Origin of the sequence: Photobacterium halotolerans DSM 18316 (genome assembly GCF_000425165.1) — a bacterium.
Taxonomy (GTDB): domain Bacteria; phylum Pseudomonadota; class Gammaproteobacteria; order Enterobacterales; family Vibrionaceae; genus Photobacterium; species Photobacterium halotolerans.
The window spans coordinates 1-25,659 of record NZ_AULG01000014.1; the positions used below are offsets into that span (position 1 = coordinate 1).

The 25,659-nt window shown below is 44.8% G+C and carries 21 protein-coding genes and 1 pseudogene; 19 read left to right on the forward strand and 3 right to left on the reverse strand.

What is annotated here, in order from left to right; translation table 11 throughout:
• The 9 genes and pseudogenes from H511_RS24760 to leuE all read left to right on the forward strand — a co-directional run.
• A pseudogene (locus H511_RS24760) lies at positions 1-498 on the forward strand (hypothetical protein); the annotation flags it as partial.
• A gap of 480 nt (positions 499-978) precedes the next feature.
• Positions 979-2,322 (forward strand): hypothetical protein, encoded by a 1,344-nt coding sequence (locus H511_RS22275; protein WP_051287722.1) that lies wholly within the window; start codon positions 979-981, stop codon positions 2,320-2,322.
• A gap of 9 nt (positions 2,323-2,331) precedes the next feature.
• The gene (locus tag H511_RS0102255) at positions 2,332-3,516 is read left to right on the forward strand and encodes a TolB-like translocation protein (RefSeq protein ID WP_027250847.1); all 1,185 of its coding nucleotides are present in this window, start codon (positions 2,332-2,334) and stop codon (positions 3,514-3,516) included.
• A gap of 14 nt (positions 3,517-3,530) precedes the next feature.
• A complete protein-coding gene (locus H511_RS0102260) occupies positions 3,531-8,246 on the forward strand; it encodes an OmpA family protein (RefSeq protein ID WP_027250848.1) in 4,716 nt (1,571 codons plus the stop codon).
• 226 nt (positions 8,247-8,472) lie between these two features.
• Positions 8,473-9,003 (forward strand): GNAT family N-acetyltransferase, encoded by a 531-nt coding sequence (locus H511_RS0102265; protein WP_027250849.1) that lies wholly within the window; start codon positions 8,473-8,475, stop codon positions 9,001-9,003.
• A gap of 53 nt (positions 9,004-9,056) precedes the next feature.
• Entirely contained in the window at positions 9,057-9,404 is a 348-nt protein-coding gene (locus tag H511_RS0102270; RefSeq protein ID WP_027250850.1) for a GFA family protein, read from the forward strand.
• A 74-nt stretch (positions 9,405-9,478) separates the two neighbouring features.
• Positions 9,479-10,300: an AraC family transcriptional regulator gene (locus H511_RS0102275; RefSeq protein ID WP_027250851.1), complete on the forward strand. Its 822-nt coding sequence runs from the start codon at positions 9,479-9,481 to the stop codon at positions 10,298-10,300.
• Between the two features lie 104 nt (positions 10,301-10,404).
• Positions 10,405-11,025 (forward strand): LysE family translocator, encoded by a 621-nt coding sequence (locus tag H511_RS0102280; protein WP_027250852.1) that lies wholly within the window; start codon positions 10,405-10,407, stop codon positions 11,023-11,025.
• Positions 11,026-11,146: 121 nt separating this feature from the next.
• Positions 11,147-11,785, forward strand: a complete 639-nt coding sequence (gene leuE / locus H511_RS0102285) for a leucine efflux protein LeuE (RefSeq protein WP_027250853.1) — start codon at positions 11,147-11,149, stop codon at positions 11,783-11,785.
• A 59-nt stretch (positions 11,786-11,844) separates the two neighbouring features.
• On the opposite strand, the gene H511_RS0102290 is transcribed toward leuE, so the two are convergent.
• Positions 11,845-12,798 carry a DMT family transporter gene (locus tag H511_RS0102290; RefSeq protein ID WP_027250854.1) on the reverse strand — a complete coding sequence of 318 codons (954 nt, stop codon included), beginning with the start codon at positions 12,796-12,798 and terminating at the stop codon, positions 11,845-11,847.
• A gap of 72 nt (positions 12,799-12,870) precedes the next feature.
• On the opposite strand from H511_RS0102290, the gene H511_RS0102295 reads away from it, so the two are divergent.
• From H511_RS0102295 to H511_RS0102320, 6 genes are all read left to right on the forward strand, one after another.
• The gene (locus H511_RS0102295) at positions 12,871-13,713 is read left to right on the forward strand and encodes an AraC family transcriptional regulator (protein ID WP_248616560.1); all 843 of its coding nucleotides are present in this window, start codon (positions 12,871-12,873) and stop codon (positions 13,711-13,713) included.
• Between the two features lie 91 nt (positions 13,714-13,804).
• The gene (locus H511_RS0102300) at positions 13,805-14,572 is read left to right on the forward strand and encodes a DeoR/GlpR family DNA-binding transcription regulator (RefSeq protein ID WP_027250856.1); all 768 of its coding nucleotides are present in this window, start codon (positions 13,805-13,807) and stop codon (positions 14,570-14,572) included.
• Position 14,573: 1 nt separating this feature from the next.
• On the forward strand, positions 14,574-15,614 hold the full coding sequence (locus H511_RS0102305; RefSeq protein WP_027250857.1) for an oxidoreductase: 1,041 nt from the start codon (positions 14,574-14,576) through the stop codon (positions 15,612-15,614).
• Positions 15,611-16,084, forward strand: a complete 474-nt coding sequence (locus H511_RS0102310; protein ID WP_027250858.1) for a heme-degrading domain-containing protein — start codon at positions 15,611-15,613, stop codon at positions 16,082-16,084. Before H511_RS0102305 ends, H511_RS0102310 begins: the two co-directional genes overlap by 4 nt.
• Positions 16,085-16,278: 194 nt before the next feature.
• The gene (locus tag H511_RS0102315; RefSeq protein WP_027250859.1) at positions 16,279-16,650 is read left to right on the forward strand and encodes a zf-TFIIB domain-containing protein; all 372 of its coding nucleotides are present in this window, start codon (positions 16,279-16,281) and stop codon (positions 16,648-16,650) included.
• Positions 16,651-16,897: 247 nt separating this feature from the next.
• Positions 16,898-18,019, forward strand: a complete 1,122-nt coding sequence (locus H511_RS0102320; protein WP_036758538.1) for a M23 family metallopeptidase — start codon at positions 16,898-16,900, stop codon at positions 18,017-18,019.
• Between the two features lie 106 nt (positions 18,020-18,125).
• Here the strand turns inward: H511_RS0102320 and yidD are convergent, their stop codons facing one another.
• Positions 18,126-18,437, reverse strand: a complete 312-nt coding sequence (gene yidD / locus H511_RS25195; protein ID WP_211225172.1) for a membrane protein insertion efficiency factor YidD — start codon at positions 18,435-18,437, stop codon at positions 18,126-18,128.
• Between the two features lie 144 nt (positions 18,438-18,581).
• Positions 18,582-20,222 carry a tetratricopeptide repeat-containing response regulator gene (locus H511_RS0102325; RefSeq protein ID WP_027250861.1) on the reverse strand — a complete coding sequence of 547 codons (1,641 nt, stop codon included), beginning with the start codon at positions 20,220-20,222 and terminating at the stop codon, positions 18,582-18,584.
• 366 nt (positions 20,223-20,588) lie between these two features.
• On the opposite strand from H511_RS0102325, the gene H511_RS0102330 reads away from it, so the two are divergent.
• From H511_RS0102330 to H511_RS0102345, 4 genes are all read left to right on the forward strand, one after another.
• Positions 20,589-22,043, forward strand: a complete 1,455-nt coding sequence (locus tag H511_RS0102330) for a DUF4150 domain-containing protein (protein WP_027250862.1) — start codon at positions 20,589-20,591, stop codon at positions 22,041-22,043.
• A 12-nt stretch (positions 22,044-22,055) separates the two neighbouring features.
• On the forward strand, positions 22,056-24,203 hold the full coding sequence (locus H511_RS0102335; RefSeq protein WP_027250863.1) for a M23 family metallopeptidase: 2,148 nt from the start codon (positions 22,056-22,058) through the stop codon (positions 24,201-24,203).
• A gap of 9 nt (positions 24,204-24,212) precedes the next feature.
• Positions 24,213-24,860 carry a hypothetical protein gene (locus tag H511_RS0102340; RefSeq protein ID WP_027250864.1) on the forward strand — a complete coding sequence of 216 codons (648 nt, stop codon included), beginning with the start codon at positions 24,213-24,215 and terminating at the stop codon, positions 24,858-24,860.
• Between the two features lie 358 nt (positions 24,861-25,218).
• Positions 25,219-25,650, forward strand: a complete 432-nt coding sequence (locus H511_RS0102345) for a hypothetical protein (protein WP_027250865.1) — start codon at positions 25,219-25,221, stop codon at positions 25,648-25,650.
• Positions 25,651-25,659 lie beyond the last annotated feature (9 nt).

The following is a 25,659-nucleotide window of genomic DNA, read 5'->3' on the forward strand; positions in this document are numbered from 1 at the left end:
GCACTTTCACAGCGTAATCTGTTGCAGACGGCTCAGCACCCCTGGGGAGTGATTGCCAGCGAGGGCGCAGCAGGGGCCGTGCTGGCATCGCGCAGCCTGGTCGAAGCATTGAAATTAACGCCACAGGCCAGGCTGGACAGCTGGCACTGCGAGCAGGGTGCGGGCGAGCAGTTGATGTCAAGTGCCCTGCGCAAACAAAGCAAAGCCGTGGCTGACTTTGGCTTGCTGTTCAGTGATATGACCAACCTGAGATCTCAAAATGAAGAATACGGTTTTGCCATTGGTGCCAAAGGTGAACGGCTGACTAACCCCGAACAGCTCGTGCTCAGTCACAGCCTGTGGGGGTATTTAGGCGAAGCTTCATTGTTTGCCACCCTGGCACTAGCGCTGCACCACACCGACAGCCAGCGGGTGCGCAGTATGTTCCTGTTCGGCGCCAATGACAGCCGGGCGATGATGACGTTCACCCTGTCAGAGCCGAACACGGCAGTCACTTAAAACGGTAACGCAATGAGCAGGAACAGAAATTATTTTTTGGCTCAATACCACAAAGTGACATTCTTACGTGAGTGAGGTTATTAAATCAGTTGATTAGGGCATTCAATCTGATAGGGTTTTGCGCTGTACGTCTTGATGACCGTACCCAGTGTGTTCATGTACTGAACAGAGATGAAAAAAGAGCCGTGCCGGGCTTATTCGTTGGTCTGTTATCGCACCGTGGCCGACAGCACGAATAAGCGCACACTCGCTGCGGAGAGCGTCATCATGATGTACTGCCATTGTGGGCTGATTCAGCCACCCGATAGCCGATACACCTTCTCACACACCATTAAACAAGGTCCGATGTTTTCATGCCCGGACACTATTCCTGGTTCACTCATGTTGGCCGCTGGTAAGCGCTTAGCTTCTCGCTGTTGTTTTCCTTCAAGCCTAACGTGGTTCAGTTTCGCCAAAGCGAAGAAAAACGAGAAAAAGTAAATGAAAAAAGTGAGATATGTAAAGGCGAATTATACGCCGCTGGAAGACATCACCCCGTTGCCCCGCAATGTGGTCAACCAACCTACCGAGCCCGTACCAGAGCACAAACTGGTGGTAGAGCTGGCGGGACAGTGGCAGGGAAGCCGGGCGTATTTTCAGCTTGCTAAAACCGAGATGCAGGATCAGAAAATAACCCGGCCGATAGCCGATGTGAAAACAGGTCACAGAACGCTGGCCACCTTTAAAGCCCTCGAGAATGAAGCCAAAAAACTCTATATGGTCGTGCCCTTACAGGGATTACCTCAGCCGCTGACTTTCTTGCTGGCCGACAATTTGATGCCGGTAGAAAAAGAGGCGGACATGGATGAATGGGAAACGGTTTTGATCCCGGTTCGTGCACTGGCCTATCTGGACAGCAGCAAAGACAAAGAAAAAGCCGCGGAATTAAAAGGCGGTTATTTGTATGTCTTCTGGAAAGGTAAACTCTGGCGCGAGCTGCAAGTCACAGAGTTTGGCTATTACAAAGATATTGATAGCGAATATTACCGTGTCAGAGATCAGCAGGAAAGACAGAAAGAACAGCCTGTTATTGAATACCGTGAAGCGGATGGGTTCGACCTGCCGCAATTTTGGGTACCTTACAAAATTGCCGGTGAAGTTCAGGCCGGTGAGAGTGGTGTCAAACTCATGTTTTCACCGAAACAAAAGACATACCAGCAAATAGAAGCACTGGAAAATGATCCAGCAAAACTGGATGCTGCTGCAACACCACTGGATGAACTGTCTGTGTATTCAAATAGCCAGGCGTTTGAGCCCCAGGAACACACCGCTGATATTCAGTCTGCCAAACTCCATCAGGTCACTGAAGACGATATGGCCTGGCTGACTCAGCAGTGCGCCGTATTTGATCAGTATGCATCTTCAAATACACCTGTCGCGTATGTGGACGGTAAAAATGACGGTTTCCTTGTCAAAGTTGAAGTGGGCCTGGCTTCTGCTGTTTTCGGTGAAATTCCGCCGATTTACGCGGTTTTGAAAGATGAAAACAGCGACTGGAAGCAATCGGTGTTAATGGAGAAGAGCGGTGATAGTGAAATCTCTCGCTGGCGTCAGGCTTTGTTCACGGGCTTGCCAAAAGAAGGAAGTTTCACACTCTTTATTGCAAATCCCAAAGATCCGCATGGTGCTGAATTCATTTTTACGGAAATGCCGTTTGAAGAACTGGCAAACGATCAAGACGAATGTGAAGAAATTGAACATGCTGAGATGGTTGACGAGTCCTTCGAAGAAGCAAAGAAAATTGAAGAACTCAGAAATCTTTGGCTGAACGCAACAAATTTTTAGGAATATATCATGAAGAAAAAATTTCTGGCTTATAGCTTGGGTGCACTTTGCGTTGGTGCAATCGCCTACCCAGCGTGGAAAATGATTAAAGAGAAAATAGCTTATGAAAAGGATTATCAGGAGCAGTTGGATGTAATTGTTGAAGCGATTGAAATAGAACGTTGGAAAACAAGAGCTGACATTATTGCATGGAAAATAAACGTAAGTATACCGGAAGATATCGAGTATGAGGTATGGGATGAAGAGTATGAGATTCCAAGAGTATTATTCAAGGCCAGAAAGTCTGGGGATTTTTATTATAAGCTTTATTCAATGGGAATAGACGGGAAAGACGTTAAACTCGTTGCAACTCATGAGGATTTTGGTGCGAGTATTTGGCCATTGGGTTATTTTACAGGCCCTAATCGCTCTCCAGATGGAAGATATATCATTTCAACATCAAATGAAAAAGGCTTTGGTTGCACCCTTTATGATATGGATCAAAGAAAGGGGCAGAGCTTTGCTTCAGGTCGATGTTATGTCGAATCATGGATGGACGATGGGAAAATTGCAATTATAAATAACGGTGATGGAAAAGCATATCTAACACTTTCATCAAAAGAAATAAAATATATAAAAGATATTTATGGGGATGATTTTGAAGATGCTAACAGTAAGTTTTTCTTGGTGAAAGATGAAACAAAAGCCATTTCAAACATTTACAATGATAATGATTTCGTAAATTCCATACAAGGGAGCGGTGAACAGATAATTTACGACATGCCAGGATTTAAAAACCCTGAACGAGGTAGCTATCTTGCTGATGAATGTAAATATGGTGGAACATTTGGAGTGAATTCTAGCCTTTTTACTTGTAGTTATGATAGCAATAATCTTGAGTACAATGTCTATGAATCAAACGATCCTAAGAAGATAGTAGGTAAAAGTTTAGGTTTTCGTGTGATTGAATTAGGTAAGTGGGGGATGCAGGATGGTGAAATATATAGAATAATTAATGATTCGGAAGATACGCCTTTAGCTAAAATAAAGTATAAATATAAATTTGGCGATGAATATGAAATCATTGTTTATGATGATTTGTATCTTCCGATAAGCGCACAGGAATCATTTGAAGGCCTAAATATTGCGGATTATTTTCCTGAATTGCCTTCAAAAGAAAGATATGAAGATACTTGGATTGATTTATTATATTAATAAAGGTTACGTCAATGGCTATAGAAAAAAAGATACAGTCTGGTTTTTATTTAATGGGACGGTTATATAATAGAAAGGGAGAAGTATGTAAAAATGCAAAGTTCAAACCGTTACCTTTTGAAACATTAATATTACCAGACTCTGAAACTTTAATAGAAGAAAAAGTTAATGGAGAAGGCAATAACGTACAAAAAGTGGACGCAAAATTTCCTATTGCATCGACAGATGAAGTTGGGAAATTATCATACTTAAATGCGAGTTTTGATAGTTATGAGTTGTCAATTGTATCAATACCCACGACTGATAAAAATTATAGCAAAGATTACACAGTAAAATTCAAGTGGTTTCCGAGCCAATTGGTACCTTTATATAATCTTAATAAAGGGGAAAGCTGGCTGGAAGACTTGACAGAATCTTTGAATAAGTTAAATGAGACACATTCCTTTAGCACTGAGACAAAATTTCTCGATGTAGGTACATCAAAAGATCAGTTGCTTGATAAATATGAAGATGCTGACAATGAGGTTCACAAGTCCTATAACTCTTGGTATGACTCACTAAAAAATGAAAAAATAAGAATTATTGAAGTACCGCAATTTTACACTGTTGTAGTCACTTTTTCAGATGAAAGCTTAGTTGGAGCCAGAGTAACAATGAAGGACATCCCTGTAACAATAAAAGTTTCAGGTGATGTTGATTCAGAGAGTCGAGAACCTGTTTCTATCATAAAATTAGTTGAAAATAGGAATTCAGATGGAAAACTAATAAAGAGCTATACAGCAACATTTTGGATAGAAAATGAATATAATATTGATGCTGTATCAAGCTCTTATGCAAGATTTGATATTAGTTTCGAAACTTTCGACCAAGATACGTTAAAGAAATTGGATCATAGTTTAAAAAAAGGATATTCTTTAAAAGAAAAAGTTTTTGACTTACCAATTAAAACAGCGCTTGGTAAAAGTGCTTTGATAAATGGTGACCCAATCAGTGTTGAAGAAGCTCTGATAAATCATTCGCCTGAATATTTCACTGAGCTAATAAAAAAATTAAGTATTAGTGAAGATAAATTGGAAAATAATAAAAATGAAATCAGTAAAAACTATCAAGAGTTTTTAAAGAATGTATTTAATACATCGAAAGGAGTTTTTCAAAGTGTTGTGGGAAGCTTTACAACCGAATCTTCTTGGAACGCCAAGTCTAAAGTTGTTTTTTCAACAGTTGGTTTGATTGGAAAAATTTCGGATGGTAAAGATAATGAATTCTTTAACAATGCAATTGCAATTGCGGGAATTGGTGAGTCAATAAACACATTTATTGATGCAGCATCTGGTGATGCACTGAAAACTTCCGCCGATGCAAGAATAAGAAAGTTTTCTGAAGCGTTTGCCAATGAGCCTGTCACAATAAAGTGGCTAAAAGATCGATTTGGTGATCGGCTCGATGAAATAAATATCATCCCTGTCCCGGAGAAGCTTCAAAATTTCTTAAAGGCTGCAAATGATAGAATGACTTCATGTTCTGATTTATTAGCCAAACCGCTGAAAGTTGGCGGTGATATTATGGCAGTCGGTCAGGCAGTTTATAATTTGCATGATACTTATGAAAAGTTTGAAAAGTCTGATATTAAAGACCAGGAGTTTAATTTAAAATCTGGTTTTTATATTAATAAGATACAATCTCCGACAGCGAACCAAGCGAAGCCAATAGTTTTACTTGATACAGAGCAAGTAAAAGAAAATCAAAAAATATTGGAAGATATTCACGCACAATTACGCCAAATTGGTGGAGATGAAAATTTCATTTCAGTGAATGAGGTATTGGGCGATTTGTCACTGAAATTGGCAAGTACTTGGTTTGAGTTTGATAGAGCCAGTTTGAATACAATCGATCCAAATGTTAGCAGCGGATTGAAAAAACTTGCAAGTTTGATAGAAAATTTACCCGATCCAATACCGATTGAAATCGCTGGCTTTACCTGTGATAGAGGAAGTGAATCTTATAACTTAAATTTATCGACATTGAGAGCTCGCGCGGTAAAAGATGCGATTATTGATTCAATCGCAGATGATAAAAAAAGAATATGGGAAATATTTATTTGGGAAAAAGGGTATGGTGAATCAAATAACCTATTTCCTAATGACTCAGAAGAAAATCGTAAGAGAAATAGAAGAGTTGAGATAAAACTAAACTTTAATGCAATCTATGATTATCCTGTCAGCAGAGTTGGATTATCTGTACTGGAAAAATCCAGAAAGGAAATGATTAAGTCAGAGTTAGATCTAAATGACGCTTTAAGGGAAACGACGAGTAGTACTGTAGATGCGACTATGCTTGCATTCTCAGCAGCATTTCCGGTTGCGATGGCGAGCGCTGGTGTTTTAATCGCAGCCGGACAAGTTGTTTCTACTGTCGCTGATTTCGCATATGAAAAGCTATTCAAGGATGAGAATACCTTTAAAAATGCGATTAAAAGTCTTGGTGAAGTTGATGCAACACTTTCACAAAAAATGATTGCTACTAATGCCTTTGGTGAAGTCAATATTCCATTCTTGAAAAGTTATCTGAAGAGAGCCTTGGCACTGAATGGGCTCGTCAGGTTACTCAAGAGATACCAGCTGGAAATCCACTTGAATCCAGAAAATAAAGAATCGATAGAGAAAAAATTCAATATGAAAGGTTATATTGATAAATTTATTCTTGCCGATCAATGGGATATTGACAATATATTCGATGAGAGTTTAAATCTGGATGAATACTGGCTGGATGTCGTGAACTATGATGGCGAAATGGTATTTGATACATTTGATGCATTGATTGCAAAAGCAGGATACTACGTCACTTCTCTTGAGAATTTTATTTTTGGTGATGAGAAAAAGATTGATGAAGTGAAACAACTGTCGAGCAGTTATCATAAATATTTCCCAGTTCATTGTATTGGCAGTGAATCAGTTGATAGTCTTGTTGATATGTTTACTGTTAAATTACCAACAGATCTGACGAATGATATATTTAAAGAAGTTGTGATCTCTGCGAGAAAGCCAGGGGATAAAAAATGGAAGAATTTCAACGACTTTTATCAATTGGAAAGATCATTTAAACTATCTCCTTATGATAACATTCGGATTTTGGTAATTGTTGATGAAAAGAATGAGAAGCTAAATAAAGCATTAGATGAAGAGCAAATTATTCACTTACCTATTACTGCGAAAGCATCAGCTATTAGTTGGTGGGATAGTGGAGACATTTTTGATACAGTCGCATCAGAGAATACGCAGTATGTCAGAGAGATTTTCGAGAATGAGCTGACAGAATATGAGAAAAAATTAATAGAATTTAAAGACGGTAAGAGAATATTCGGTACATTTATTTATCCAAGTTTTTATTTTGGTGCATATAAAGTCCAGGGTACACGGCCAATTGCCTGGTACAATCATCCGACATTAAAATCTCTCTTTGGTAAAAGTGGAAGTAACTCCACGGGCGTCGATTTTACTATGAGCTACACGTATAGTTTATCAATTCCAGGAAATGATGATGTTGATAAGTTGGTACAGTATCGGGATTTAGATGGTGGTTTTTGGGATGATGAAGAAGACGCGTCCGAATTTACATTAAGTCTGAATCCTGACAGGGAATATAAAATTAACAATAAAACAGTGGTTGGAGATCACTTATTTTACGAAGAGGGTTTTTTAGAGGATAAAAACCCATCTAAAGGTAACAAAATTAAATACCCCAAGATTTTTGATTCACCAAAAGTCTTTTTTTGGATCAAGCAGAATAAGTTATCACCATACAATTCTTCATTGGTAAACAAGAATTCAGTTGGTTATTTTCAACCCGAAACAAATAAAGAATTCTTAGGGTTTTATGTTGATGGGTTTGATTGGGATTCTGATTTGGAAATTCGAGCATTGGTAACAACACCATGTGTCGACACTAAAGTTTTCGATGATTATCGTTATTCAGAAAAGAACAAAATCCCTGTCAGTGCTAAGATACGAATGCAAGGTCAAAGATATGGAAATCTTCCTAGATCTTCATTATCGATAGAGGAAATTAAATCACTCTACCGAATAGGTAAAATAGTTCTGGAGTCAGGTAAATATATTTTTAAACCTACTCAATATGAATTTGATGAAGCAACAAAATTTATAGAATCAATTATTAATGATTTTGAAAAACTTAGCCAGCATGAATTGCGACAATGGGTCACAGGAACATATACACCTCATAATTTTGGTGCCTATGACATCGATCAAGATATCGATATTTATGGAATTGATGTCGAACTTAAATATAAAAATGCACTAGGTCAGTCAGTAAATGGTCTGATGCCTGCAGTAGGTTATGAAACTGTAAGGTGCAATAACGTAGAAATTTGTCTCAACCTATCAGGGGCTGAAAGTTCTGGGCTAGAGAGTATAGAATCATCTACTATTGTTTTGAGAGATCCTAAGCCAGGAGAAGATATAATTCCAAAAAGATGGATTAAAACTGGAGATAATAAGCTTGTTGAGTTGGCAAAAGAGCAAATTAAGACCAACAAACAATCTGAGTTATCTCATGAGGCAAAGAAAAACAAGGAAACAAAGCTACTCAATAATAATCATATTAAAACACATGATTTTTCGAGGCATATGCTTTGGATTGAATCTAACCAAACTGATCTGAAGGTGATAAATCCTGCAAGAGAGAAATTGTTAGAGGATTGGTCTGGTGAGTAATAATTAAAAACTTAAATTGCTGTATAGTTTTAGCTTTACTGGGGCTATACAGTTTTTAATTGATTAATACTGACACCATTCAAACTTTACCGAAGGGAGAATACTATTGAAAATTTAAACACCATTGGTTTTTCAGCAGGTAAAGTGAGACGACGACGCCCATCGCACCTTTGCGCTTAATCTTTTAAAATGCGGAATCTTAAAAAAATAAATAAAAATACATCACATGAACATACTCCCCGGTACTTTCGCCCACATCCCGGCTATCACAGCTATTTTTAATCATTACATTGAGCACACGAACGCCAGATTTGAAACCGAGCCGATGACGCTGGGTAATCGCAATGACTGGTTTACGCAATTCCGTCCCGACTCTCTGCATCAGCTTTTCGTTGCCCTCGAAAACCATCAGGTGATGGGGTTTGTCTGTAGCCAGCCGTACCGACCTAGCGTTGCTTTCGCAGAAACCGTTGAAGTCACCATCTATCTTCACCCCGATGCGAAGGGTCACGGTATGGGAAGCGCATTAATGAAAACCTTACTTGATGCTTTAGCGACTCAGCCGGTGCACTGTGCCTTATCTGGCATTGCTTTGCCGAACGAAGCATCGGTGGCGCTGCATCAGAAATTTGGCTTTCGCGAGGTTGGTGTTTTTCATAACTATGCCAAAAAGCAGGGTGAATACATCAGCTCGCTCTGGATGGAAAAGCAATTTGAGTCATCCCGTATTTCAGCCAGCTATACTCATACCGATTGAAAACAGCTGTTGCGGTCAAACTGGCATGAAATGAAATCGACGGGAGAAAGACTATGAAATACCAGGGAAGCTGCCACTGCGGCAATGTCGCTTTTGAGGTGGAAGGCGATATTCAGGAAGCACTGGCTTGTAACTGCTCTATCTGTCAGCGAAAAGGTTCGTTATTGTGGTTTGTGCCCCGCAGTGAATTAAAGCTGATGTCGCAAGACAGCGCAGCAAGCACTTACACCTTTAACCAGCACGCGATTAAGCACAGGTTTTGCCCGACGTGCGGCATTCATCCTTATGGGGAAGGGAGTGACCCACAGGGCAATGCCATGGCCGCCATCAATATCCGTTGTCTTGACGATATCGATCTGGATGCGATTCCGGTGACGCATTTTGATGGCCGGTCGTTGTAATCTGATCCTGCGAGTGTGATTATGTCGCCTGTTGCGCAAGCCTGATGGTTGAACAGACATAGCAGGAGACTGAATTGAGAGCAGGAAACAGGGAATTTTCTACACTTTGGCGGCCAGCGCGATTTTCCGGCATCGAACTGCTGTCCGCCTCCTTTACTCAGTTTGAATTCTCCCGTCACTGGCATGAAGAACTGGCCATTGGTGTGATAGAGGAAGGTGCGGAAGGGTTATTTTACCGGGGTAGTAACATTGTGGTGCCTCAGCGTCACATCGTGGCGATTAATCCTTCAGAAGTGCATACGGGTTTTGCGGGCAGTGAGCACGGGTGGCGATACCGGATGTTTTACTTTGCCCCGGAGATGATCGAACAGCATTTTGCTGGCAGCGAGAAATCCGTCGATCCTGTCATCGACCGCTCTGTGATCAACAATCCTGCCCTGTTTGATTTGCTGCTTCAACTGCATGTGGCGTTCGAAGCAACCAGTCTTGAGCTGACCAAACAGTCCTTGCTGACTGTGGCGCTTGAATCCTTGTTTTCTCAATACGGCAATGCCGGGCGTGACGCTGACAGGGTTGGGAATGCTCAGAAGCATACGGGCGTTATCCGGGATTACCTGCATGATAACTGGCAGGAAAACGTGACTCTGGATGAGCTGGAAACCGTGAGTGGTCTGACCAAATTTAAACTCATCCGGGCATTTAAATCCCACTACGGGCTGACGCCGCACCAGTTTTTGCTGCTGACAAAGGTGCAGAAAGCCAAAACACTGTTACTGGAGGGCCACAGCTGTGTTGAGACGGCGCTCCACTGCGGTTTCTTTGATCAAAGCCATTTCACCCGCAACTTTAAACGCGCTTTTGGCGTGCCTCCCAGACATTACTCCACACACGTATAGCGATTGCAATTTCATACAAGAAGCCACTTTGCCCGATGTTTAACCTATCCCCGTAGCCTGAGGTTACTTGAAACAGATGTGTTGAATTAAGCGGAGATAAACGGATGAGTTTCTTATTATTGTGGTTGGGTGTCATGTTTCCATTAGTGTTCAGTCCGGGGCCGGCGAATATCGTGTTTGCCGCCTCTGGTGCCAGTGTCGGGGTCCGGCGGTCTCTGCCATTGCTGCTGGGGATAGACACAGTGTTTTTGATTAAGTCGTTATTGATTGGGCTGGGGCTGGGCGCGCTCATTCAAGAGTATCCGCTGGCGCTGCAGTTACTTCAGTGCGCGGGAGCCGTCTATATTATTTATCTGGCGGCGGGTTTTCTGAAAACCAGCCTGCTCAAGCACAACGGGCAGCAAAAGCGCTTAGGGTTTTACGATGGCGTGATCATTCAATTACTCAACAGCAAAGGCTGGCTGCTGGTCTTACTGATGTTTTCTCTGTTTTCAGAAAAAGCCTATCAGGAATACGGCGAACAGTCGGTGTGGGTGTTAGTGGTGTGGCTGGCCATCCTCAATATCTCCATGCATCTGGTGTGGATCTGGGCCGGCGGTTTGTTAGCCAAACTGGCGGGCGACAGCAAAAATCAGAAAGTACAAGGCTATATTTACTTCGCGTCGCTGATGGTCGTAGCCATCTGGTTGCTGGTTGATAATCCTATTTGGCAACACTGGCTATAGCCCATGAAAGTGGCTGCCCTGTTTAAGATATGCGCGATTTTATGCTCTGATTGCATACAATACTGAAACGTATATATTGCTGTATATCAGTATGGTCTGAAGTGGTTAAGAGGGAGTGGCGATGTTTGCGGAATACGGGGTGTTGAATTTTTGGGCCTATGTGGTCGGCGCCATCTTTATTGTGCTGCTGCCCGGACCTAACTCTCTGTTTGTGCTGAAAACCGGTATGGGGCAGGGGATCAGGCAAGGGTATCTGGCGGCAACGGGCGTGTTTATTGGCGATGCTGTGTTAATTTTCTGTGCCTATGCCGGTGTTGCTACCCTGATTCAGACAACGCCGATTTTGTTTACTCTGGTGCGGTATCTCGGTGCTATTTATCTGCTGTTTCTGGGCGGAAAGATTGTATACAGCGCTTTTCAGTCCCGCGAATCGGCAGAGATTTCTCCGGCGTTACAGGGCAAGAAGGTGTTTCGCAAAGCACTGATACTCAGCCTGACTAATCCCAAGGCCATTTTGTTTTATGTGTCTTTCTTTGTGCAGTTTATTGATATGAGTTACGCCAGCCCTGGGGTGCCATTTCTTATTCTGGCGGCGGTACTTGAAATCATCAGCCTGATTTTTCTCAGCGTGCTGATTATTGCGGGCGCTTACATCACCCAATTGGTGCGCGCCAGCAAAGGCATGCAGAAGATAGGGAATGCGTTGATGGGGACACTGTTTATCGGCTTTGCCGCCCGGCTGGCCATGTCGAATGCGTAAGTTTCATTAGCCATCAATAAGGTTCAGGAAGAGCTTTCCTGAACCTTTTTTCCTGCTCATCATTTGTTAAAAGGCACTTCGTTTTTCAGCAGCTTTCCTGCCAGCCATTGTTTTATCCAACTGTGTCCGCTCACCAATACAATGCCGGTAATCACCATGGTGGCACCGTAAACGAAACCGGGTTCGATGGCTTCATCCAGTAGCCAGGCACCGAGAACAACACCGTAAAGTGGCGTCATGAAAGACAACACGCCCAACCGTGAAGCAATATAAGTGTTCAGCATCCAGAACCACAGTAGCAGGCCAGCAAAGGAAATGATCAGCGTCTGGAAAGCCACACTGGCAATGGCAAGCGGTGTTGGGTTGATATGGAATTGGTCCATCAAAACTGCTGCTGTGATAAGAACGATGGACGCTATGACTAACTGATACAGCAAAGTCTGTTCCGAGGATATCCGTGCCAGTCTGGTGCTGCGAATCAGCACGGTTGTTGCCGCCCACGCCATGCCGCCCAATAAGGCGAGAAAATCGCCCCACAGCTGATCCGGTTGAGTGATTGCGGAATTGTCTTCTGAGTGAAGAAGAAACGCGACGGCAATGCCGCCAAATGCCAGCAGGATACCAGTCCACTGTGTTTTGGACAGCCGTTCCGAATCAATCAGAAAGTGCAGCATCAGCGCGCTGAAAACAGGCGAAGTGTAGAGAAACACGACGGCATGAGACGCTGAGGTGTAGCGAAGTGCTTCGCCGAGAAACAGGTACTCCAGCGCGAACAGAATGCCTACGATAATACCTGGTTTCCAGTTACCGTCGGCAAAAAACAGGCGTTTGCGACGGAGAACGACGTATAAACAGACCAGAATTGCGGCAATACCTGAGCGGATGCCAATCTGCAGGATAGGCGCTATGTCCTCACCTGTTGCTTTAAGAAATATCTGTTGAAGCCCCATGACAAAGCAAAATACCACCATAATGCTCAATGCGGTGATATCGACAGATTTGCGTTCACTCATATCTAGCTCCCAACAGGTTGTGACATCTTGTTAACATTATGCGTTGTCGTGAATATTGGATATAGCTAAGATATGACAACCGATAACGATGAAACGACAGAATGCACAATGAGCCTTCCCGGTAAGCAGCTTCATATTCCCCCCTACAGCACGGCACTGCCTGCGCCTGTCGTATTTCGTACCGCCTGCATGCCGGCGGATGCAGCTTATCCTTTGCATCGCCACCCCTGGGGAGAGTTTGTCTATTCTTTCAGTGGCATTATGGAAGTGAAAATCGGCAGCCGACAATATTTAGTGCCTTCTCAGTACGGATTATGGTTGCCGCCAGATGTAGAACACCAGGGGCTGAACCGTTATGAAACGACGCATTGCTCGCTGTATATTGACGCGGATTTATGCCGCCGGATGCCTGAGACGACCTGTGCGCTTGAGGTCAGTACGCTGGTGAAAGCGATGCTGGACCATCTCAGGCTATCCAGCACAGTGTTTCCTTATTCAGAAGCTCAGAGCCGGTTTCTGGCCGTGCTGGTGGATCAGCTTTACGGGGCAACTACGCTGGGCAGCTATCTGCCGACTTCGGCGGATCCTCTGTTGAGCAAAGTGCTGAGTTGGCTGGAATCTGCGCCAGGCTGTAACGCTTCGCTGGCTGAGTTGGCAAAGCGGGTTCATACCACGGAGCGCACACTGATGCGCCGTGCGCAGCGCGATTTAGGGATATCTTTGTCGGAGTGGCGGCAACGATTACGGGTTGTCCGGGCGATGCCTTTGCTGGAAGTTGGTGAGAAAGTAGAAAATATTGCGCACGATCTGGGTTACGCGAGTGCGTCAGCCTTTATCGCTATGTTTCGTCGTCTGATGGGAGTTACACCGGATGAATACAGACGAAACGTAGGAGACAGAATACAGATAAAATGAGCCGTGACTCATGACTCAATACAGTATTTGATTGGCATTTACATTCGTCTCTGTCAGAATGACTTAAAATTACTTAAGTGGTTTTGAGTGTATGACTCAGGAAGAACGCCTAATTCATCTGACTTCGCAGATAGAACAGCAAGGTAAGGTGACCCTCAATGATATCTGCGAGCAATTTACCGTCTCGCGCGATTCTGCCCGCCGTGATCTGGTGAAGCTTACTCAGCAGCCGGGAATCCAGCGTATTCGTGGCGGCGCGGTCAGAGCCTCGGTATCGGCCCGTCTTGAGCCCTACTCTGGTAAAGTGATCAGTGAAACCAAGCAACAGCTGGCCCAGTGCGCGGCACAGCTGATAGATACGGATGATCATCTGTTGCTGGATACCAGCACCACACTGACATTAATGGCGCGATACATTCACCGGCCTGCTACTGTCATTACTAACTCTGTCGATATCCTGCAGCAACTGGCGGACAACCCTTATGTTGCCGTGCATTTGCTGGGCGGCAAATTTGATGCATTCCACCGCGCTGTGTTAGGCCATCAGGCTGAAAAGCAGCTGGCTGACTATCGGGTAAACAAAGCCTTTATCGGCGTCTGTGCTTTATCAGAGCATGGCTTGTCGACCAATAACGAGCAGGAAGCTTCGCTCAAAAAAGCCATGATGGCGCAGGCGCAGCAGGTGGTTGTGGTGTGTGAACAGCACAAGCTGGGCCAGAATAATTTTCATCACGTCTGCGGCCTGGATGGCATTGATGTATTAATCACAGACCAACCGCTTACAAACACTTACGCCGAACTCTTTGACAGCCACGATATTCAAGTGATCGTGGCTTCCACAACACAAGGACAGCTTTGATATGCGATATTCTCCTGTAAAAACAGCAGTCATTGGCTACGGTTTTTCTGCAAAAACCTTTCACCTGCCTTTCATTGCGGCGATGGATGAGCTGGAGCTGACCGCTATCAGCAGCAGTCAGAAAGCAGCTGTTGCCGCCGATTATCCTGCCGTGACCTGTTTCAGTGATGCCGATGCCCTGCTGATCGAGAGTGATGCTGAACTGGTGATCATCACGGCGCCCAACGACGTTCACTTTCGTCTGGCGAAACTGGCGCTGGAAAACGGCAAACACGTCATCGTCGAAAAACCTTTTGTCACCAAAGTGGAAGACGGCGAAGCACTGATTGCGTTAGCCGAAGAAAAAGGGCTGGTACTGAGTGTCTTCCACAATCGACGCTGGGATGGCGACTTCCTGACAGTGAAAAAGCTGGTGGAAGAGGGCAGGCTGGGAGAGGTGAAGTACTTTGAATCGCATTTTGATCGTTTTCGTCCTGTAGTACGTCAGCGCTGGCGTGAAATGGCCGAAGACGGTGGCGGTATTTTGTTTGATCTGGCGCCGCACCTGCTGGATCAGGCGCTGGCACTGTTCGGCAAGCCTCAGGCCCTGACGGCCCAGTGTATGGCCATGCGGCCGGGTGCGAAAACCATCGATTACTACAACCTGATCCTTCAGTACCCTGATCATCTGGTCCAGCTGCATTCCAACCTGTACAGTCCTGAGCCGAATTTGCGCTTTAAAGTGCTGGGTTCACTGGGTAAATACGAGAAATATGGCCTGGACCCACAAGAAGATTACCTCAAAGCCGGCGTAAAACCCGAGCAGCCAGAATGGGCAGCAGAGGACGCAGCCAACTATGGCCAGCTGCATCAGGAAGAAGGCTCGCAGGTGATTGCCACAGAGCTTGGCGGTTATCAGCATTATTTTGCCGGTGTTGCAGACGCGATTCGTTTAGGCTCTCCGAACCCGGTGTCGGCAGAGGAAGCGTTGCTGAATATCAGGCTGATTCAGCTGGCAATGGAAAGCAGCCGGTTGGGGCAAACCATGAAGGTGGATGCATGAACCTGACACTGGACGCTTTGGCGCAGCAGGAAGCGGACTTGCAGCTTGAGCAGTTTAATCACGATACCGCCTGGGCGCTGGGCTCGTTGCTAAAAGCCAATGCAGAAGCAAAGCAGGTCTGTGTCGCGATCGAAGTGTACGCGTTTGGCCAGACCCTGTTCAGCTATGCGATGCCAGAGACAAATCCGGATCATCAGGACTGGATTCGCCGCAAACGCAACAGCGTGCTGCGGTTTGGTAAAAGCTCTTATTACCTTGGACAGTATAACGCCCGCAAACAGCGTGAGTTTGAAAGCCAGCCCCATATAGATGCGCGGGATTACTGCGCGCATGGCGGCTCTTTTCCACTACGTATTAAAGGTTGCGGGTTAGTGGGCGCGGTGACGGTATCGGGCTTGCCTCAGGAAGAGGATCATCAGTTGGTGACGGATGCTTTGCAGCACATTCTCCAGTCCCGGCAGGGAAACTGAAACTAAAGCCGCTCGCCCTGAGCGGCTTTTTTTTGCATCTGCCGGACAAGCATCATGCCGTTAGCGCTCGAAACCGGTGACATTTCCATGAGAATCACAAAAAAGAAGGATATAAAACAAATTGTCTATGATTCAATGGCGGCATGAATGTAGTATGCAGCTGAATTTAAAGACAATAATAAAAGGAGTCTCGAATGCAATGTCCTAAGTGTCATTCGAAGTTTGAGCATATTACTACCCCGCTGGGTGATATTGAGCGCTGTACCGCTTGCAAAGGTTTATGGCTGGACGCGTATGAAATCGAAAAAATGAAGCCGCTGGCCGATGCTGTCGATATCGGGGATGCCGGGATCGGTAAGACATTTAACGGTATCGATCAGATCGAATGCCCTGTCTGCCCAAGCAATAAGTTGCTGAGACTGGTTGACCCGAAACAGCCTCATATCTGGTTTGAAAGCTGCCCGACCTGTAAAGGCCGTTTTTACGATGCCGGTGAGTTCAAGGATCTGGCGAAAATCGATTTGTCGGATTTCTTCAAGCGCTTCCTGGCTGAAGAGCGTCTGTAAGTGCCAGTGAGGCTGGCACATTAGAAGGGCACTGCGAATGGTCATGCGCTTGTACGCGCTGCTCCAGTCGCGGTTGTCCAGCCGGAAGTTACGTCCAGATATTGCGAAGAGTTAAATTGTATTGTCTGTCAATTACAAATATTTACATTCAATCTTCTACTAACTCGCAAATCAACAGATTATTTTTCTGAAATCAACGTCGCCTGCCAAACTCCACATTGCATATAAGCAATTGGAGAAAATAGTGATGAAAAAATCGATAGCGTTAGTGGCTCTCCCTTTCATTGCCAGTTCTGTCGCGCTGGCTCATGACCTTTATCCAGCTGTGCCCAGTTCACCGGTCTCTCAACACATCATTGATCAGGGCAGGGACGTACAGCCTCTGGTGTCTGACGCAGACTTTGTGTTCAGGCCCTATCAGGCTCCCTTTGATGATCAGATGTTTTTTGACAGTACTGCCCCGAACTGGCTCTCTTTGCAAGAAACCCTGATGCACTGGAGTGGCGCGACGGGTGTCGATCCCAGAGTGATACTGGTCACTGTCCTGTTAACGGAAGACTGGCAACCGGACGCGGATTTTAATCAGGCGCAAGATATGCGGCTTAAAGAGGCGATTAAACGCGTCGCTAATCATCTCTCGCAATATTTTTACCGTTACGAGGCTGACGACACAGTGTTACCGACCAATGCAGCGACACTGGCGGTTCTCAGCACACTGAATGATCCGCAGCGCGCAGCAGAGTGGTCGCAACACTATGTGGCCTGGTTTGGTGAGTCGGCGCCAACGCGCCAGAGCCGTGCACAATCGCGTGCAGTCAGCACGCTTGCTCCTCCTGCCGGTTTTATGCAGATGCCCTGGTTTCAGGGATACAGCTGGGTGCCGAACGGACCCCATGCGCACAGTGGATCCGGCTTTCCGCTTTCTTCCATTGATGTGTCGTACGACTGGCCGGCCTGGGGCGGAGCGACGTACAGTGTCACCGCCGCTCACGACGGTTATGCCACAGTATTATCACGCTGCCAGGTGCGGGTAACCAATCAGAATGGCTGGGCAACCAATTACTACCACATGGATGGCGTTCAGGTATCCAACGGTCAGTGGGTCACCAAAAATACCAAGTTGGGTACTTACGCCAACAATCGCTCGACCGCTTTGTGTGAAGGCGGTTCGTCAACCGGACCACATCTGCATTTTTCACTGCTGTATCAGGGGCGCTTTCAGTCGATGCAAGGCACCAGTTTTGGACCATATCAGGTTCAGACCGGGCGCTACAGTTACGATGATAACTGCAGCTATACCTGGCTGGTGGATCAGCGCAGTAATCAAAAAGTCTGTTTCTGGCGCCGGATTGATAATCCGGTCATGTGATTTTGTTCTAACGAAGAAATAATTGAAGCCCGGCGGAGTTGTCGGGCCTACTTTTTGAATCATTTACTCTGACAAAGAACGCAGGTTTAACTCTGTTTTATTGCATTTAACATGACCAACATAAACAAGACCAGGCTATCGGGTCACACCAATCAATGTCGTCATCTTTGCGCCGGCGTTTGCGACGGGATCTGTTGGCCTGTAATTGTAACGACGCGGCTTTACATGCTTTGAATTGCTGGGAAATCTCTTTCGCGATTGATGTCCAGTGGCTGGTTGCCAAAATCGTGATGACTGCCCCGGAACAACTCTGTCCTCCGTGAAACGCCGCATGTGCGCACCGAAATCCTTTGTGTGGGGAAAGGTAGCGCTGATAGCCCCTGATCGCCCAGATTGCCCAGATTGCCAATACTCGCATGTTTACCTCTGGCTGCTAAAGCGTGTATTCAGACACAGCCTTTATCAGACTGTCTACTGGCATAGACGGTCATCAGCGCTGAATTGTGAGGTTTCTGCGAATGTTTGAACAGCTCACGGTCATTTTGGGTGTCGATAGCAATGATTACGCCACTCGCATGGTCGCCAGCCGGTAAAGATCCAGCGCGCGTTTTTTCTGCTGTTCAGTCGGGCGCTTATCATTACAGTAAAGCCAGTAACAGGATTTCAGAATCTCATTGACCTCATCATGCTCTAATCCGGCAGGGGTGGCCAGTGCAGTGAGTTCCAGAATTAAAAAACACAGTTCATGGTGAAACGGCACAATGAAAAAAGCACGATAAGCGTGTTTAAGCGCTTTATTGGCAAGATTTTGTTGCCGGAGTGACTGCGCTTTTCTAACCAGCGCACCCCCCAGTTTCAACCTTTGGTAAATTTCATCCTGAAAGCCGTTCAGCAGTTCAATCTGACTGAGCATCAGCCCTTCGTCTTCTGTCTGACCGCAGATTTTGCGCGCTTTGACCATGGCCGCTTCATACATGTCCGGCATACCACAAAATCCATACATACGTGCCAGATTCAGCGCAGTGTAAAAGTCATTTGTTTCTACATTATCCATCTCAATTTGATTGGCGATACTGTAGCAATTTTGAATCTCCCCGCGCATACAGGCGAGAATCGCCAGACCAACCAGTAAGCTGGGGTGATTTTCAAGCCGTTTATCTTCTTTCGCGGCCTTCTGATTAAGCTGAACAAGCGCATTACGTGCGTCATCGATAAGCTGTGTCGTGTGTTTGGCATCACGGGAATAGATGCTGGCTAACAGCAGCGAGATGGCGGCATTCACTTCCACGCCGTAACTGTACTGGCTGGTGTCTGCTACTTTTTGAGTGTAACGCTGATAGCCGGTTGCGGCTTTATTATGGTCCTGCTGCTGTGCGTACAGGTTGGCAATAATCAGCTCCCGGATCGGGTTAGCCGGATTGATTTTATGAAGCATCAGAAAATGTTGTAAAGCTTGCGGTAGTTCGTCTTGTCTGATCAGGCAGTTAGCTAATCCCTGGCGGGCTTTAGGATGATGCGGGTGTTTTGCCAGTATTTCATGGAAAATGTCTTCAGCCTGCTTCAGCTTACCTAAGCCCTGTAGTGCATTACCGAAGCCTATCATGGGCCAGATATGCTGTGTTTCCGCACAGGCCTTTGCATAAAAGGCTTCTGCTTCCAAATGACGCTGTAACCGTAACAGGCAGTCACCCTGAATACGTGTGATGTAGCCTTTATATTTGGGAAAGTCCTGCGTCATTGACGAGGCGAGATGCAGGGCTTGTTCGTACCGCTTTTCATCAATAGCAGCCAGTAATACCTTCAATGCCGTTTTTCGCTCCAGTACGTATTCGATCCTTGAAATGAAGTCAGCAAACCGAAACGGCTTAATCAGATAATCATCGGGTTCCAGCTCCAGAAAATGGGTCACGACTTGCTGGCTGTTATCGCCGGTCACACAGATAAATACGCTGCTGGGTGATAACAGGTGGTTATGTTTGATCTCATCGAAAATCAGTCCGCCATCAATATGGTGCTGCATGTTGTAATCGCAAAGCACCACGTCGTACTGGTTAGTTCGCAGCATGCGGAGCGCTTTCAGGCTGTCTGTGGTGGTCTGAATGTTTGAGTTGGACACACCGGCATTAGTCAGCATAGAGCGCGTCAGTGCGATAGACGTATTGCTATCGTCAATGATTAAAAATGAGTGGTGACATAACAACATAGGCCTCGCCTTCCCTGACAGAGCTTACTTACAAACAAGACTAGCCCATTGTTACATATGTGTTCAGAAAATCACGCTACTTGATTGTCATAACAGCAGAATTAAGAACTGCATCATTGGTTTCAGTTCTGGAAAATCCTGTTGTGCTTTGGCACGCCTTCGCTCTGAGAAAAGAGCACAAGACCAGATAATCAAGGTCAGAAAAGCAGCCGCGAATTATCAGGACAGAAACGGAATCCGGTTCTCACTTCGGGGTAAACCGTTAAATCGACAGTCATATCCGTCTTATTCACTGAGATTCCAGTGAGAAAGCAATCCTATCTTGTTGATAAAATGGGCTAATTATTGATGAAATGAGGACGGGTAATGCCGGTAACAGTAAGTGCAGATGGGTTGAGTATTGTCCACCAAGGCTCGGAGGGTGTAGCAAACGCCGATATTCCGGATGTTTGTATGACGCAGTGCGGGCCGCCCGTTGTGCCGATTCCCTATTCCAATGAAGCCAAATCGGCCGATCTGGTGGAAGGTACGACGACGGTGACCATGGACGGTGGTAACAGTATCGCCATCAAACCCAGCAAATTCTCGACCAGTACCGGCGATGAAGGCGGAGACAAGAAGGGCATAGTCTCTGGTGTGATTCAGGGAGAAGCGGCTTTTGTCACTGCCTCTGCAACGGTCAAAATCGAAGGCGAAGGGGTTGCCCGCTTGTCCGACATGATGACCATGAACAAAGCCAATACCATGTGCCTGTCTGGCGTATCCCAAGCCAGTGTCGAGGTACCGCCAGACGAAGCCGCAACGTTTGATGTCACCCTGAGTTGCCGATACCCAACGGGATCCCCGTTGGCAAATGCGCCTTTTACTGTCACCGATGAAGGTGGGGCGGAGCTGGGCAGCGGCACTCTGGATGCGTCCGGGCGGGCCGTGGTCAGCGGGTTGGAAGAAACCCTGTGTCTCTTCAATATTCAGGAATCACAGGATCCGTTTCAGCCTTACAATAACCTGCCGGAAAATAGCGTCGAAAATCCGTATCCGGATGTATTCAGCTATTGCTCAGTCGTGGCAGGCAATCGCGTGCCGTTCTGGCAGGAACGCAGTGGCGTGCGCAACGACTGGGGCGTTTTGCTGTCGGAAACTTTCTCTGATCCGGATTTCGAATCACTGGTGCGGTTTGAAAGCCAGTTCAGCGCCACATATTTCGCCACCGAACATCAGCATAAAGTGTTTGGCGAATGTTTTGTGTCAGCACTGGATTGGATTCAACGCGACGCAGACACAGTCGATCACTACGTGCCGCTGATCCACAGCCTGGCGCCATTGTGCCATCCGCAGGGGCATATTCTCGATGCCTTGTTCACGCCGGACGAATTCCTGCCGCCGGCCTTTTTACTGGGTGGTGTGCGCTATCACGGCACAGGCAACAGTATTGAATATATCCGTAGTATGGACTGGGACGCTGTTGCTCAGTCGTTCAGTCAATACATCGACAATTTTGTCGGTGTGATAGCCGATTATCTCGCCTTTATTAAACTGCAGGCGGAATACGAGCACCGCACCGTGATTGTGGAAGGGATTGCCCGTTATGAAGACGGCTTGAAAACCCTGAAGCGGCTTCTGCCGGACATTACCGCACAATATTTTTCTTCGTTAAGTGAGAAGCTGGTGCAGCTAATTGAAAACGCAGAGGAAAGCATTGTGACAAACACCCAGGTTTCCGGTTACAGTTCCACGGTCGGCCAGGTGACTGCTGTGGTTTTCACAACAGCAAACACCGGACAGGAAAGCCTGATTCCGTTCCTCGATGTGTATTCAGACTAAGGAAGTAAATTCATGAACACAGCATTTCCTATCTGTCAGGTCGACGGTAGCCAGTTCAACGATGTGTCTGCACTGAAGGTGCTGCTGAACGGGCAGACCAGCGGCCGTTACATCATCAGCAAAGGCCGTGGCTGGCACGGTGGCATTCACTTCAATAACCGCATTGCATTCTGGGCACAGCACTTCCAGCCGGTTCAGGCCATGGCCGACGGTGAGCTGGTGGCTTATCGCATGGCGGAAGAATACCCGACCACACAGTACCTGGAGACCACCTCCAGCTACAGTAACAACTTCTGCCTGCTGCGCCATACCTTTCAGAACCCGGATAATGAAGACGAAAGTTATACTTTCTATTCCCTCTACATGCATCTGCAATCGCAGAAAGAAATCCAGGACTCGATCACAGCGGCAGAGAGTGTCAGCGAAATCCACTATATCAGGCTGACACAAACCTGGTATGTCCGTGGCGATGTGACAACCACTGATTTTGAGACCAAAACCTTAATGCCTGTCGGGACTGTGATTCAGTTAACCGATCCGTCCAGAACATCGGTCACTAAAAAGAAAGCCGGAACGAAATTTTGGGATTTCCTGAAATGTAAAGTCGTGCAAGTCGGTAAGTTTGCAGATAACGAAAGGGATAGAGTCAGCAAACAGTCTGCGGCTGATCAAAAACTGGATCAGGAAATTTGGTTATCCGTCAGTAAATACAACGGAGAAACGGCTGAATATTGTTTACCCGCATTGGCCGATGTCCTGACCAAACAAATGCCGCCATGGCACACCAAAAATGGCCCGGAAAATAATTTACCCATCGTCCTTGATGGTACCGTCCAGGTGCCCGAACTGCCGATTAACATCAAAGCCGGCGAACACCTGGGTTATCTGGGTAAGTACGAGTACCTGAAAAATGCCCAGGGCAATATTGATCAGGAATACCGCGTTCATCTTGAAGTGTTCTCAAACGATCGCCCGCCGGAATATTTCCTTAAAGCGCTGGCAGCTGGACAAGAAGAACATGGTTTTCAGGTTATCGACGGCAGCAGCAGTACCGGCGTCATGGAGCCGGCAAACACCTTCTTCAACGACATTCGCCGCGCAATCGACACAGATAACGACGGACAGATCTCAGAAAACGAACTGGTTGCCTTCTATCAGGCTGCCACCAACAGACTTGAAAAAGTAATCGCCAAGCATCCGAGTGAGTGGTATTCCAAGGAAGATGAATTAGCGATTAAATACAAAAAACTAATAGAGAAAGGACGTGAGATACAAGAAAACAAGCTGAGGAGCTATTATCAATCTGAAGAAGGCTATCAGAATTCACCTTATCCTGAAATGATTGAATCTATATATAGCCAATTTATAAACCACGAGCAGCAGCGGATTGAGAAAATTACGTGGATTCAACATATTGATCTCAATGTGTTGAATATTGAATCTAGTGTTTGGCATATTTGGCCATTATCGATTTCAAATATTAAGGATGGTAATTTTAAATGGCATGAACCAATCTTAAACCCGATGAGTACAAACTATTATCAAAGTGGTGGTATCGGCGGTACATCTTATGCTTGGGGTTTATTTGGGAAAAAGATTCGAGGTTCTAGCCGACATGATGGCTTAGATTTGTTTGCTCCCGTTGGTACAGATGTCTACGCTTGCGTCGATGGCACTATTGCTGACATTCGTACTGTAAGAGGGTATGGAAAAGTACTTATGCTATCCGTAAATGACTCAGAGTCAATGTGGAGCAACCGAAAAAAATTTGAACCAAGGCATAATTTAACTGATGTTGAGCTGGAAAAATATGATACCTATGAAAGTGAATACAAAAAAAGTAAACAATTGTATTTAATGTACGCTCACTTAGATAGTATAAATGAAAAGATGAAACCTGGTTCATATGTAACATCTGGAGATATCATTGCAAAAACTGGGGTGTCAGGAATAGGTGCAACTAAAACAATAAATGCTGGAACATGTGCTCCACATTTACACTTTGAAGTCAGAACAAAGAAAATAGTCATGAAGGGTGATATGGGGCGATGTAATCCCGCTCTATTTGTAAACTTTAAAGATTATTCACAGCAATCTGAAACAGAGAGAGACATTCAAAAGAATGAACGTGACAGACTGTTTAGTCTATTAAAAAAATAAGGAAAAAAAATGAAAAATACAATATTGAAATTCATTCTACTTACATCATTAATCTCTCCCTATGTTTACGCTAAAAAAGAATTCAGCTTTGACTGCCAAATCGACTACACACAAGATATTGTGAGTGAACAAGGTCAATATATTAGACTTTCACCTTATCAAACAAAATTTGATTTTAAAGAGTTAGGTATTACGGTCGCACCTAAAAATCACCCAGAATATCCAGAAAACTATTTAATTATCAATGAACCTCTGATTAGAAATTATCATATCGAAGTTGAGGGTGATAATTTCATTCTGAAAAGTAATGACAAAGTACTCATAAATACGAGTATTAAGAAGCCTTCAGAGGGTATTGTGATCAATGCAATTATTCAAGAATTTTCAGAATCTTACGTACTTATTGACTTTTTATTTTATAACCCCGAGACCATGCTAAGGCAGCATGACTGGCAAATAATATTTGCTGATGTCGATAATGGGATTAACAATGATAACGTCATGAGGGCGATGGATTTCGAGCATTCATATGGTGGTTATGAATGTCTGAATGACCTGGAAGAAACAAATTTTGAAGACTATCAGAAGTATTGGGGGACACTACTAGAAGCAATACTTCAAAAGAAAATTGAAATAACCCCAGAAAATCCTTATTGATATTTACGTATAGCCAAATAAATGGGTTCCAGTGTGCATGTGTTTTTTAGCAGAAGATAAGCCACTGGAATTCAATTGATAAGCGACCGAATAGTGATGATTGATAATTCAAATTGAAGTTAACAGATAAAAAATTGAGAACAAAATTTATTCCAAATTTGTTATGTATTGGATTTTATGTTGGGGTGTATGCCGATGATATCAGTCAATATCGTTATTATCAGATATGGCCAACATGGCCTAGTTCTTCGGAAATAAGAAGTGTATATATCAAAAAAGATGATCCTTGTATCACGGTTTACAACAATAAAAAGATAAGTCGAAAACGATATTGTCTGATGAGGAAGTGGAGATATAGATGAATACGAATAAAATATACCAGAAAACTCTCCATTTTATCTTGTCTATTATTACCTTGGTATCAGCGGGTACTGAGGCTCAAAATGTAACTGAAGCATTTAGCTATGAACTGGTTTGTCATGATCTCCATCGGGGAGAAATGATCGTTGATCCGGTGATTGGAGCATATCACGAATATGAAATGGATGATGGATACAGTGGTCAAATTAACCTGATTGTTTCTGATAACCAAGTGTTTATTTATAAAAATAATGACCTTGTAGTTAATGATGAATTAACTTTCGATGCCATAGAAATGATAGGGTCATCTAGAATTAAAGTATCAAAAACGGATGATGAATATTTTTCTTTTCATCTAGATCGTACAGGTTTGGTTTTGATACAACATTTAATACAATATGATGGAACATTTGAAGATTTATTTTTTTGAGTGTCCAAA